This window comes from Nocardiopsis sp. L17-MgMaSL7, from assembly GCF_003182025.1.
GTDB lineage: Bacteria > Actinomycetota > Actinomycetes > Streptosporangiales > Streptosporangiaceae > Nocardiopsis > Nocardiopsis prasina.
The window spans coordinates 68,677-81,335 of record NZ_QGTF01000014.1 but is presented as its reverse complement, the minus strand read 5'-3'; the positions used below and the strand labels follow the sequence as shown (position 1 = coordinate 81,335).

General features: G+C 70.8%; 10 protein-coding genes. 2 read left to right on the top strand and 8 right to left on the bottom strand.

Annotation, left to right across the window (positions count from 1 at the left end; all coding sequences use genetic code 11):
• Positions 1-7: 7 nt before the first annotated feature.
• The 7 genes from BDW27_RS22265 to pyrR form a co-directional block, all read right to left on the bottom strand.
• On the bottom strand, positions 8-949 hold the full coding sequence (locus BDW27_RS22265) for a dihydroorotate dehydrogenase (protein ID WP_017546563.1): 942 nt from the start codon (positions 947-949) through the stop codon (positions 8-10).
• Positions 950-1,014: 65 nt separating this feature from the next.
• A complete protein-coding gene (locus BDW27_RS22260; protein ID WP_017546562.1) occupies positions 1,015-1,914 on the bottom strand; it encodes a dihydroorotate dehydrogenase electron transfer subunit in 900 nt (299 codons plus the stop codon).
• Positions 1,915-2,163: 249 nt separating this feature from the next.
• On the bottom strand, positions 2,164-5,472 hold the full coding sequence (gene carB, locus BDW27_RS22255; RefSeq protein WP_026129615.1) for a carbamoyl-phosphate synthase large subunit: 3,309 nt from the start codon (positions 5,470-5,472) through the stop codon (positions 2,164-2,166).
• Positions 5,473-5,487: 15 nt separating this feature from the next.
• Entirely contained in the window at positions 5,488-6,630 is a 1,143-nt protein-coding gene (carA, locus tag BDW27_RS22250) for a glutamine-hydrolyzing carbamoyl-phosphate synthase small subunit (protein ID WP_017546560.1), read from the bottom strand.
• Between the two features lie 56 nt (positions 6,631-6,686).
• On the bottom strand, positions 6,687-7,988 hold the full coding sequence (locus BDW27_RS22245) for a dihydroorotase (protein ID WP_110051507.1): 1,302 nt from the start codon (positions 7,986-7,988) through the stop codon (positions 6,687-6,689).
• A gap of 107 nt (positions 7,989-8,095) precedes the next feature.
• Positions 8,096-9,004 (bottom strand): aspartate carbamoyltransferase catalytic subunit, encoded by a 909-nt coding sequence (locus BDW27_RS22240; RefSeq protein WP_017546558.1) that lies wholly within the window; start codon positions 9,002-9,004, stop codon positions 8,096-8,098.
• Positions 9,004-9,678, bottom strand: coding sequence for a bifunctional pyr operon transcriptional regulator/uracil phosphoribosyltransferase PyrR (gene pyrR / locus BDW27_RS22235; protein WP_110051506.1), 675 nt, complete (start codon positions 9,676-9,678; stop codon positions 9,004-9,006). The genes BDW27_RS22240 and pyrR overlap by 1 nt, the downstream gene beginning before the upstream one ends.
• Before the next feature lie 501 nt (positions 9,679-10,179).
• Between pyrR and BDW27_RS22230 the strand changes: the two genes are divergently transcribed.
• A complete protein-coding gene (locus BDW27_RS22230; RefSeq protein WP_013154123.1) occupies positions 10,180-10,674 on the top strand; it encodes a transcriptional regulator in 495 nt (164 codons plus the stop codon).
• A 313-nt stretch (positions 10,675-10,987) separates the two neighbouring features.
• The gene (locus BDW27_RS22225) at positions 10,988-11,596 is read left to right on the top strand and encodes a GNAT family N-acetyltransferase (protein ID WP_193374272.1); all 609 of its coding nucleotides are present in this window, start codon (positions 10,988-10,990) and stop codon (positions 11,594-11,596) included.
• Here the strand turns inward: BDW27_RS22225 and metF are convergent.
• Positions 11,514-12,443, bottom strand: a complete 930-nt coding sequence (gene metF, locus BDW27_RS22220; protein WP_110051560.1) for a methylenetetrahydrofolate reductase [NAD(P)H] — start codon at positions 12,441-12,443, stop codon at positions 11,514-11,516. The two genes, BDW27_RS22225 and metF, sit on opposite strands and share 83 nt — an antisense overlap.
• Positions 12,444-12,659 lie beyond the last annotated feature (216 nt).

Here is a 12,659-nt window from a genome sequence, read left to right as displayed (position 1 = left end):
CGGGCGGTCACACACCCGTTCCGGGGCGGTGGGCGGCCCCCACCACCTCCGAGACCTTGGAGACGCCGCGCGCGTCCAGCGCCTCGGTGAACTCCCGCAGCACCCGCGTGCACGCGGACGGATCGGAGAAGTTGACCGTCCCCACCGCCACCGCGCTGGCGCCGGCCGCCATGAACTCCAGGACGTCCGTACCGGTGCGCACCCCGCCCACGCCGACGATCGGCACCTCGGGGAAGGCCTCGTGCACCCGGTAGACGCACCCCACCGCCAGGGGACGGATCGCCGGGCCGGACAGCCCGCCCATCCCCCCGGCCACAGCCGGGCGCAGCGTCCGTGGGTCCACGCTCATCCCCCGCAGGGTGTTGATCATGGTCAGCCCGTCGGCTCGGGCCGCCACACAGGCGCCGGCCAGTTCGACGACATCGGGGACGTCGGCGGCGAGCTTGGCCAGGACCGGCACGTCCGAGCGCGCGTGCGAGCGCACCGTCTGCACCACCGTCGCGGCCTGGGCGGCGTCGTCGGCGAAGTGCCGCCCCGTGGGGTCGGCCGGGTTCGGGCAGGACAGGTTGACCTCGATGGCGCCCACGCCCTCCGCCTCGGAGACGCGCCGCGCCAGCTCACCGAACTCGCCCACGCCCGACCCCGCGATGGAGACGATCGCCCGCCCTCCCCTGGAGAGCAGCCAGGGCAGGTCCCGCTGGAGGAACACGTCCACCCCCGGGCCCTGCATGCCCGTGGTGCTGAGCATCCCGCTGGGAGTCTCCGCCATCCGCGGCGCGGGTCTGCCCGCACGGGGTTCCAACATCAACGACTTGGTGGTGACCGCGCCGATCTCCCCGATGTCGAAGAACTGCGACAGCTCGCGCCCCGAACCCGCGCATCCGGCGGCGGTGACCACCGGGTTCGGGAGTTGGAGGGATCCGAGCCTGGTCCTGAGGTCTGCGTTCACTGGCCTTCGCTCGCTCGTGGCGGCCCGGCGCGGCACCGCGCCGGGCCTCTCGTGGCTCTGGTGTGTCAGGCGATGTCGCGGGCCGACTCCGCCGCGCGGGCCGCGCTGGACCCCTTCCACCCCGGGGCGCCCAGAGCGTCGAAGGGGATGGACCCGACGTCGTCGAAGCGCACCTGCTCGCCCCGGAACACCGGGCCGTCCACGCAGGAGCGCACCATCCGTGTGATGCCGTCCTCGCCCACCACCGGGATCACGCAGGTCATGCAGATCCCGATCCCGCACGCCATGGTCTCCTCGACCGCGACCTGCACCGGGACGCCGTGGCTGCCCGCCACCTGGGTGACGGCCCTGAGCATCGGCATGGGGCCGCAGGCGTAGACCGCGTCCGAGCGGGCCTCCTCGATCACGCGGCCCAGGACGTCAGTGACCCTCCCACGCGTGCCGAAGGAGCCGTCGTCGGTGGTGAAGGCGGCCGTCTCGGCGATGCGGCGGGCGGTGATGGCGCTGAACACACGGTCCGCGGAGGCGGCGCCGAGCACGAAGTCCACCCGGCAGCCGCGCCTGCGCAGGGACTGCGCGAGCGGGAACAGCGGCGCGCTCCCGGACCCGCCGCCCACGAGGACGCAGTTGACGGGGTCCCGGGGCAGGGGGAAGGGCCGCCCGAGCGGGCCGACCACGTCGAGCAGGTCGCGTGATCTTCGTTCCGCGAGCCAGGCGGTCCCCGTACCGCGCACCGCGAACAGGAACTCGACGGTCCCGCCGTAGTCGGGCTTGACGTCGTGGATCGCGAAGGGACGGCGCAGCAGCGTGCTGGAGTGGTCCCCGCCGACCGCCACCGAGACGAACTGCCCGGAACGGAACCGTTCGGCTATGCCCGGTGCGACGACGGTGATGGCGTAGTAGGCGTCCACCCTGCGCACGTTCAGCACGGGGCACCTGGTCTGCACCGGTCCGTTGTCGCTCATGTCTGGTGGTGGCCTCTCTGGAACTGGCTTCACTGTCCGGGTGCCGCGCGATCGCGCGGCACCCGGACAGTGCCTGCTGTGGGCCTCCGCTCCGCTTCAGCCCGTGTCCTGGGTACCCGGACAGCCAGGGATACGGGTTGAGGCGGGCACAGCATCCTCGCCCACGCCTGGCTCGTTCCTCACCGACGGCTCGACTCGTCCGCACTGTGCTGCGGGAGATCGGCCCGGCGGTACCCGGACTGCTACAGCCTAGGAGTTCCGGCGGCTCTCCGTGAGCGACTGGGAGTGCTCCTGGAGGGAGCGCACCCCGAGGTCGCCGCGAACACGGGCCTCGATCGCCTGTACGGCGGCGGCCAGACCCTGCACGGTGGTGACGCTGGGCACCGCGCGGGCGATGGCCGCGGTCCGGATCTCGTACCCGTCCAGACGGGGGCCGGACTGGCCCGCGCTACCGAACGGGGTGTTGACGATCAGGTCCACGCCGCCGTCGTGGATGAGCTGCACGATCGTGGGTTCGCCGTTGGGTCCGGTGCCCGCGCTGTGCTTGCGCACCACGGTGGCGTGGACGCCGTTGCGGCGCAGCACCACGGCGGTCCCCTCGGTGGCCAGGATCTCGAAGCCGAGGTCGGCCAGGCGCTTGACCGGGAAGATCATCGAGCGCTTGTCCCGGTTGGCGACCGACACGAACACCTTGCCCCGGGTGGGCACGTCGCCGTTGACCGCGAGCTGGGACTTGGCGTAGGCCGGGCCGAACCCGGTGTCCAGGCCCATGACCTCACCGGTGGAGCGCATCTCGGGGCCGAGGATGGTGTCGACGCCCTCGCCCTCCTTGTTGATGAACCGGTTGAAGGGCAGCACGGCCTCCTTCACCGACACCGGGGCGTCGGCGGGCAGGTCGCCGCCGTCGCCCTTGGCGGGCAGCATGCCCTCGGCGCGCAGGTCCGCGATGCTGCTCCCGGCCATGACGCGCGCGGCGGCCTTGGCCAGCGGCACGGCCGTGGCCTTGGAGACGAACGGGACCGTGCGGGAGGCGCGCGGGTTGGCCTCCAGGACGTTGAGGACGCCGGAGGCCAGCGCGTACTGGACGTTGAGCAGGCCCCGGACCCCGGTGCCACGCGCGATGGCCTCGGTGGAGTAGCGGATGCGCTCGATGTCCTCGCTGCCCAGGGTGATGGAGGGCAGGGTGCACGCCGAGTCGCCGGAGTGGATGCCGGCCTCCTCGATGTGCTCCATGACGCCGCCCAGGTACAGGTCCTTGCCGTCGTAGAGGGCGTCCACGTCGATCTCGATGGCGTCGTCGAGGAAGCGGTCGATCAGGACCGGGTGCTCGGGGCTGACCTCGGCGTTGCGCTCGATGTAGTCGGCGAGCATCAGCTCGCTGTAGACGATCTCCATGCCCCGGCCGCCCAGCACGTAGGACGGGCGGACCATGACCGGGTAGCCGATCTCGTCAGCGGCGGCCTTGGCCTCCTCGAACGAGTAGGCGGTGCCGTACTTCGGCGCGGGCAGCCCGGCGTCGGCCAGGACCTTGCCGAACTCGCCCCGGTCCTCGGCGAGGTCGATGGCCTCGGGGCTGGTGCCGATGATGGGCACGCCGGCGTCCTTGAGGCGGCGGGCCAGGCCGAGCGGGGTCTGGCCGCCCAGCTGGACGATGACGCCGACGACCGGTCCGGCGGCCTGTTCGGCGCGCACGACCTCCAGGACGTCCTCCAGGGTGAGCGGCTCGAAGTAGAGCCGGTCGCTGGTGTCGTAGTCCGTGGAGACGGTCTCGGGGTTGCAGTTGACCATGACGGTCTCGAACCCGGCCTCGGAGAGGGCGAAGGAGGCGTGGACGCAGGAGTAGTCGAACTCCACGCCCTGGCCGATCCGGTTGGGTCCCGAGCCCAGGATGATGATCTTGGGCCGGTCTCCGGTGGGGACCTCGGTCTCCTCGTCGTAGCTGGAGTACAGGTACGGCGTCTCCGCCTTGAACTCGGCCGCGCAGGTGTCCACGGTCAGGTAGACGGGGTGGATGCCCAGAGCGTGGCGGAGTTCGCGGACGACGTCCTCGGGCCTGCCGGTGATCTCGCCGATCTGGACGTCGGAGAAGCCGAGGCCCTTGACCTCCCGGAGCAGGGCGGCGTCGAGCTTGGGCGCGCTGGCCAGGGCCCGGGCCGTCTCCTCCAGGCGCAGCATCTGGTCCAGGAACCACGGGTCGATCTTCGTGGCCTCGTGCAGCTCCTCGACGGTCGCACCGGCGCGGAGGGCCTGCTGGACCTGGCGGAGGCGGTGCTCGGTGGGCTGGGCGGAGCGGCGCAGGAGCTCGTCCTTGTCGCCGGGGTCCCCGGCCCAGGTCAGGCCGACACCGGCCTTCTCCAGGGAGCGCATGGCCTTCTGGAGCGCCTCGGGGAAGGACCGGCCGATGGCCATGGCCTCGCCCACCGACTTCATGGTGGTGGTGAGGGTCGGGTCGGCGCCGGGGAACTTCTCGAAGGCGAAACGCGGGACCTTGACGACCACGTAGTCGAGCGTGGGCTCGAAGCTGGCCGGGGTCTCCTTGGTGATGTCGTTGGGGATCTCGTCCAGCGTGTAGCCGACGGCGAGCTTGGCGGCGATCTTGGCGATCGGGAAGCCGGTGGCCTTGGAGGCCAGGGCCGAGGAGCGGGACACGCGGGGGTTCATCTCGATGACGATGACCCGGCCGGTGGTGGGGTGGACGGCGAACTGGATGTTGCAGCCGCCGGTGTCCACGCCGACCTCACGGATGACCGCGATGCCGATGTCGCGCAGCTTCTGGTACTCGCGGTCGGTGAGGGTCATGGCCGGGGCCACGGTGATGGAGTCACCGGTGTGCACGCCCATGGGGTCGAGGTTCTCGATGGAGCACACGACCACGACGTTGTCGTTGGTGTCGCGCATCAGCTCCAGCTCGTACTCCTTCCAGCCGAGGATGGACTCCTCCAGGAGCACCTCGGTGGTCGGGGAGAGCGCCAGGCCCTGACCCGCGATGCGGCGGAGCTCGTTCTCGTCGTGGGCGAAGCCGGAGCCGGCGCCGCCCATGGTGAAGGACGGGCGCACGACGACCGGGTAGTCGAGCTCCTCGGCCGCGTCCAGGCACTCCTGGAGGTCGTGGCAGATGCGCGAGCGGGCGGACTCGCCGCCGATGCGCTCGACGATCCCCTTGAAGACCTCGCGGTCCTCGCCGGACTGGATGGCGTCGATGTTGGCGCCGATCAGTTCGACGTCGTACTTGGCCAGGATCCCGGCCTCGTGCAGGTTGACGGCGGCGTTGAGCGCGGTCTGCCCGCCCAGGGTGGGCAGGAGCGCGTCGGGGCGCTCCTTGGCGATGATCTTCTCGATCATCTCGGGGGTGATCGGCTCGACGTACGTGGCGTCGGCGATCTCCGGGTCGGTCATGATCGTGGCCGGGTTGGAGTTGACCAGGATGACCCGCAGGCCCTCGGCCCGCAGGACACGGCAGGCCTGGGTGCCCGAGTAGTCGAACTCGGCCGCCTGCCCGATCACGATCGGGCCGGAGCCGATCACGAGGACGGATGAAAGATCACTACGGCGCGGCATGCTCTGTTCCTCTTACTACTTGGCAGCCGGTGCGGGCTGGGCGGACATCAGGTCGACGAACTCGTCGAAGAGCTCGGCCGCGTCGTGGGGGCCGGCGGCGGCCTCCGGGTGGAACTGGACGCTGAACACGGGTCGGTCCAGCAGCCGCAGGCCCTCGACGACCTGGTCGTTGAGGCCGATGTGGCTGACCTCGGCCCGGCCGTAGGGGGTGTCGAAGGGGGCGTCGAGCGGGGCGTCCACGGCGAAGCCGTGGTTCTGGCTGGTGATCGCCACCTTCTTGGTGCGGGTGTCGATGACCGGCTGGTTGACGCCCCGGTGGCCGAAGGGCAGCTTGTAGGTGCCCAGACCCAGGGAGCGGCCCAGGATCTGGTTGCCGAAGCAGATGCCGAAGAGCGGCTTCCCGGCGTCCAGGACCCCGCGCATGGCGTCGACCGAGCGGTCGGCGGTGGCCGGGTCGCCTGGGCCGTTGCTGAAGAAGACGCCGTCCGGGTCCAGCGCGAGGATGTCCTCGGCGGTGGCGGTGGCGGGCAGGACGGTGACCCTGCACCCGCGCTCGGCCAGCCGCTGCGGCGTCATGGCCTTGATGCCGAGGTCGACGGCCGCCACGTGGAAGCGGGTCTCGACTCCCTGGGGCGGCAGGATCTCGTAGGCGGCGTCGGTGCTGACCTCGGCGGCGAGGTCGGAACCGGCCATGCGAGGCTGCTCCAGGATGCGGGCGAGCAGCGCCTTGGGGTCGGTCTCCACGCTGCTGACCGCCGCGCGCATGGCGCCACGGTCGCGCAGGTGGCGGGTGAGGGCCCGGGTCCCGGTCAGCGCGATGCCGACCACTCCCTGGCGGCGCAGCTCCTCGTCGAGGGTGCGCTGGGCGCGCCAGTTGGAGGGGATGCGCGCGGGCTCGCGGACGACATAGCCCGCCACCCAGATCCGGCCGGACTCGGGGTCGTCGTCGTTGACCCCGGTGTTGCCGATGTGCGGGGCGGTCATCGCCACGATCTGTCGGTGGTACGAGGGGTCGGTGAGGGTCTCCTGGTAGCCGGTCATCCCGGTGTTGAAGACGGCCTCCCCGAAGGTCTCGCCGGTGGCGCCGAAGGAGCGGCCGTGGAACACACGACCGTCCTCAAGCACCAGGATCGCCGGACCGCCGGTCTCCTCGGACACGTTTTCCCCCTCTGCCGCACCAGGCGTGGCCTGGGCGTTCACTGCGTTCGGTGTGCTCAATTGATCTTCCCCTCCAGGACGGTGGGCGCGCCGCGCAGGAAGGTGGCGCGGACCCGACCGGGCAGGGTCATGCCCCGGAAGGGGGTGTTGTCGCTCTTGGACGCCATGGCCGCGCCGTCGACGCCGACCGGCGCCGCGGGGTCGTACAGGACGACGTTGGCGGGCTCCCCCGCGGCAAGTTCACGGCCGTGTCCGCTGACCCGTCCGATGCGGGCGGGTGCGGTGGACATGCGGTCGGCGACCTCGGCCCAGGTGAGCAGGCCCGTGTCGACCATGGTGCGCTGCACGACGGCCAACGCTGTCTCCAGCCCGACCATTCCCATGGCGGCGTTGGACCACTCGGTCTCCTTGGCCTCCGCGGGGTGGGGGGCGTGGTCGGTGGCGACGATGTCGATCGTGCCGTCCGCCAGTCCCTCGCGCAGCGCCTGGACGTCCTCGGCGGTGCGCAGGGGCGGGTTGACCTTGTAGATCGGGTCGTAGCCCTCCACCAGCTCGTCGGTGAGGAGCAGGTGGTGGGGGGTGACCTCGGCGGTGACGTCGCAGCCCCGCGCCTTGGCCCAGCGGATGATGTCGACCGAGCCCTTGGTGGAGACGTGGCACACGTGCAGGCGCGAGCCGACGTGCTGGGCGAGCAGGCAGTCGCGGGCGATGATCGCCTCCTCGGCGACCGCGGGCCAGCCGGGCAGGCCGAGGCGGTCGGAGACGCAGCCCTCGTTCATCTGGGCGCCCTCGGTCAGGCGCGGTTCCTGGGCGTGTTGGGCGATGACGCCGTCGAACGCCTTGACGTACTCCAGGGCGCGCCGCATCAGCAGGGCGTCGGAGACGCAGATGCCGTCGTCGGAGAAGACCCGGACCTGGGCGGCGGAGTCGGCCATGGCGCCGATCTCGGAGAGCTGCTGACCGGCGAGGCCGACGGTGACGGCGCCGACGGGGCGCACGTCGCAGTAACCGGCCTCGCGGCCCAGGCGCCAGACCTGCTCGACCACGCCTGCGGTGTCGGCGACGGGGTCGGTGTTGGCCATGGCGTGCACGGAGGTGTAGCCGCCCATCGCGGCCGAGCGGGAACCCGAGGCCACCGTCTCGGCGTCCTCTCGGCCGGGTTCGCGCAGGTGGGTGTGGAGGTCCACGAGTCCGGGCAGGGCGACCAGACCGGTGGCGTCCATGACCAGGGCGCCCTCGGGGGCCTCCAGGTCCGGGCCGATCTCGGCGATCCGGCCGTCGACGAACAACAGGTCGACGGGGTCACCGCCGAGCGGGCGGGCGCCCCTGATCAGGTACGGTCCGGTGTTTTCGGGCATGAGGGTGTCGGCTTTCTCGTGGTTCGTGAGGTTTTTGGGCGGCCTGGGCGGGGCCTCGAACAGCGCGGCTCGCTCTGGCGGCTCTCGCGAGTTCGGGACCGGAGCTCCTAGGAGCCGCCGAGCAGCAGGTAGAGCACGGCCATGCGCAGGCTGACACCGTTGGCGACCTGCTCGGTGACGGTGCAGCGCGGGGAGTCGGCGACCTCGGCGGAGATCTCCATGCCGCGGACCATCGGTCCGGGGTGCATGACGATCGCGTCGGAGGGCATCCGGCCCAGGCGCTCGCCGTCGAGGCCGTAGTTGCGGCTGTACTCGCGGACGGAGGGGAAGAACGAGTCGCGCATGCGCTCGGCCTGGACCCTCAGCATCATGACCACGTCGGACTTGGGCAGGACCTCGTCGAGGTCGTAGGAGACCTCGCACGGCCAGGTGTGCACCGAGACCGGCAGCAGGGTGGGCGGCGCGACCAGGGTGACGTGCGCGCCCAGGGTGGTGAGCAGCAGCACGTTGGAGCGGGCGACCCGGCTGTGCAGGATGTCGCCGACCACGGCCACGCGCAGGCCGTCGAGGCGGCCCAGGCGGTCACGCATGGTGTAGGCGTCCAGCAGGGCCTGGGTGGGGTGTTCGTGGGTGCCGTCGCCCGCGTTGAGGACGGAGCCGTCCACCCAGTGGGCCAGGCGGTGGGCGGCGCCGGAGGCGCTGTGCCGGATGACCACGGCGTCGGCGCCCATGGCCTGGAGGGTGAGCGCGGTGTCCTTGAGGCTCTCGCCCTTGGAGACGCTGGAGCCCTTGGCCGAGAAGTTGATGACGTCGGCGGACAGGCGCTTGGCGGCCAGTTCGAAGGAGGTCCGGGTGCGGGTGGAGTCCTCGTAGAAGAGGTTGACCACGGTGCGCCCGCGCAGGGTGGGCAGCTTCTTGACGGAGCGGTCCCCGACCTGCGCCAGTTCGGCGGCGGTGTCCAGGATGAGCGTGGCCTCGTCGCGGCTGAGGTCGCCGGTGGAGAGCAGGTGGCGCATCAGGCCTCCCCTTCCTTGATGTCGGCCGTGGTCGCGACCGCGCCCGAGCGCGGCTTCGAGGGACCGAGGAGGACGGCGTCCTGGCCGTCGGTCTCGGACAGCAGGACCGTGACGCTCTCGCGCAGGGAGGTGGGCAGGTTCTTGCCCACGTAGTCCGCGCGGATGGGGAGTTCGCGGTGGCCCCGGTCGACGAGGACGGCGAGCTGGACCGCGCGGGGGCGGCCGAGGTCGCCGAGGGCGTCGAGGGCGGCGCGGACGGTGCGGCCGGAGAAGAGGACGTCGTCGACGAGGACGACCACGCGGTCGTCGAGGCCGCCCGCGGGGATCGCGGTCCGGCCCAGGGCGCGGGCCGGGGCCAGGTGCAGGTCGTCGCGGTACATCGTGATGTCGAGCGAACCGTGGGGGACGCTGAGGTCCTCGACCCGCTCGATGCGGCGGGCCAGGCGCTCGGCGAGCGGTACGCCCCGCGAGGGGATGCCCAGGAGGGTGACGTGCTCGCCGCCCTTGGTGCGTTCGAGCACCTCGTGGGCGATGCGGGTCAGGGCCCGGTTGATCTCGTTGCCGTCGAGGACGGCTCTGGTGCCTTCGGGTACGTCGGGGGTTTCCGGTACCTCGGGTGAGGGCGCGGGGACACCAGTACCCGTTTCACCCCTGGTTGGTTTTCGCGCACGCAAAGTAGTGACCCCTTCCCTGCCTCACAGAACAGGTCGTTAAAGGATGTCGATCGGGGCCACGCTACCAGCGCGGACGGTGAGGCCCTCGGGCGCGTTCCACGCTCCGAGACCGTCGATGTGATGCTGATCACAAAGACCGTCGATGATTGCCCATCTAAGAGTATCCGTATCATGACACTCCGGATTTGCACACCATTCGGATGAAACGCGAAATTCCCTGCAGGAGCGGGCTTTCCGTCCTCCGTGCACACCCCACTCGCCCCCACTTCTCCCAAAATGAGAGGCGTCTCACCTACGCACGGTTTGGCCACTGATTAGTCGCGTTTCACACCAACAGCTTGACCTGGACACCAGCCCCCCTCTACCGTCACTGTCTGTAACCACTACCGGGTGGGGTTGCACCCCGTGACCATCCGCTGGACCGCTCAGGCGGCCCGCCGAGTACGAGCGGACGTCTCCCCACTCACGCCAGCCACCGTCACGGCCGGGAGCGACAAGAAAATGCCATCCGAATACGCCAAGTCCCTCGGTGCGCGACTGCGTGCCATCCGCACCCAGCAGGGCCTGTCCCTTCACGGGGTGGAGGAGAAGTCCCACGGACGCTGGAAGGCCGTCGTGGTGGGCTCCTACGAGCGCGGTGACCGTGCCGTCACCGTGCAGAAGCTGGCCGAACTGGCCGACTTCTACGGGGTGCCGATGTCGGAGCTGCTGCCCGGCGGCGCCGCCCCCACGCCCCTGGGGCCCACACCCAAGCTGGTCATCGATCTGGAGCGCATGCAGCAGCTCCCACAGGAGAAGGCGGGCCCGCTCTCCCGCTACGTCGCCACCATCCAGAGCCAGCGGGGCGACTACAACGGGCGGGTGCTGTCCATCCGCCAGGAGGACCTGCGCTCACTCGCGGTCATCTACGACAAGTCGCCCGGCGACCTGACCGAGGAACTCATCAACTGGGGTGTCCTCGACCCCGAGGCGCGTCGCGCAGTCGACGCCTTCTAGGAATCTCCGGCTCCGGGGGGAACCCCCGGAACGGGAGAAGGCCGGGTGCCCCCTTGGGGAACACCCGGCCTTCAGTGTGTCCGGACACGGGGAGCGCACACGGCACCCCCGGTGTGAACGCGCGCGGCCGGGCAGGGGCTTCCCCTCCCCGACCCGGCCGCGCCGCGCCCCGTCGGACGAACCGGCGGAGCCAGTCGAACTCGTGTTCGACACAGCACAGTTAACACTGCCCCCTGGGGACTCGTCAAGGGAGCGGCGCGCACGACACCGCCAGGACCAGCGGCGACCGGTCGACACGCCCTAGTGTGGGGGCGTGGCAGCCCGCACCGAGTTACGCGTACTCGCTCCCCCCGCCTTCACGCACGCCGTGCCCGCCCTGCTGGAGATCTACGAGGCGGCCATGCGCCCGCCGCCCGACCAGCTCCCTGGACGGGCCGCCGTGATGGTGTCCCATGCCGGTTACCCCGGGTTCGGTTCCGTCGTGGCCATGGACGGCGAGCGGCCCCTCGGCTTCGCCTACGCCTTCCACGGCCACGAGGGACAGTGGTGGCACGACGTCGTCACCGAGGGGCTGCGACTGCACGGGCGCTCGCGGCACGCGCGCCGGTACCTGGCGGACCCGCTGGAGATCGCCGAGGTCCACGTCCTCCCGGACGCGCAGAACCGGGGGCTGGGCCGTTCCCTCCTGCACGCACTGTGCGCGGGGAGGCCGGAGCGCACCGCCGTGTTGTCCACCCGTACGGGACCCACCGCGGCGCGCCACCTCTACCGCTCGTGCGGGTTCGTCGAGGTGCTGGAGTCCTTCTCGTTCCCCGGCTCCCCCGACCAGCCCTTCTCGATCATGGCCGCTCGGCTGCCGCTCCTCGGACCCGGTGCCCGGCGACCTCGCGGTAGATCTCCCTGGTGGCCGTGGACTGGTTGAACGTGATGAAGTGGATGCCCGGGGCTCCCTCGGAGAGCAGCCTCTCGCACATGCGCTGGGCGTGCTCGATCCCGAAGGCGCGCACCGCCTCCTCGTCGTCACCGAACCGCTGGAAGCGCTCGGCCAGCGCGGGCGGGAACGGGGCGCCGGAGAGCTTCTCCGAGCGCGGGATGGAGGCGAGCTTCACCACGGGGAAGACCTCGGGGATGATCGGCACCTCACAGCCGCGTGCGGCCACCCGGTCGCGCAGGCGCAGGTAGTCCTCCGCGTCGAAGAACATCTGGGTGATGGCGTAGTCGGCCCCGGCCTCGCACTTGCGCACGAAGTGGTCGGTGTCGACCTCCACGTCGACCGAGCGGGGGTGCTTGTAGGGGAAGGCCGCCACTCCGACGCAGAAGTCGCCGCTCTCCTTGAGGAGCCGGACCAGCTCCTCGGCGTAGGTGAGCCCGTCGGGGTGCTGGACCCAGGCGCCGTCGGGGTCGCCGGGCGGGTCTCCGCGTACGGCCAGCATGTTGGACACGCCCGCGTCGGCCAGGCGGCCGATGAGGTGGCGGAGCTCGGCGACGGAGTGGTCCACCAGGGTCATGTGCGCGACCGGCATCAGGGTGGTGTCGGTGGCGATGCGCTCGGTGGTCTCCACCGTGAGGTCGCGGGTGCCGCCTCCGGCGCCGTAGGTGACGGAGACGAAGGAGGGGCCGAGTGCCTCGATCTCGCGGATCGCGCGCCAGAGTCGTTCCTGGGCCCTGGCGTTGCGGGGCGGGAAGAACTCGAAGGAGAACATCGGCTCGCCCGAGTCGAGGAGGTCGCGGATATGACGCGGCCTGGAAGCCGGGGTTCGGGGCGCCACGGAGCGGGTCGGTGCAGCCAACATGACTTCAACCTTAGGCGAGACCCCCTCACAACCGGACGCTGCGTCCCACTTTCTGAGACAAAAAGTGGAACCCGACTCCATTTCTCACGATGCGAGACACCAATTGCCACATTAGACAACACTGTCTCTCACTTTGGTCAAAGTGGGTCTCACTCAACCCCTCCGCCGGGACCCGACCCCAATACACCGATC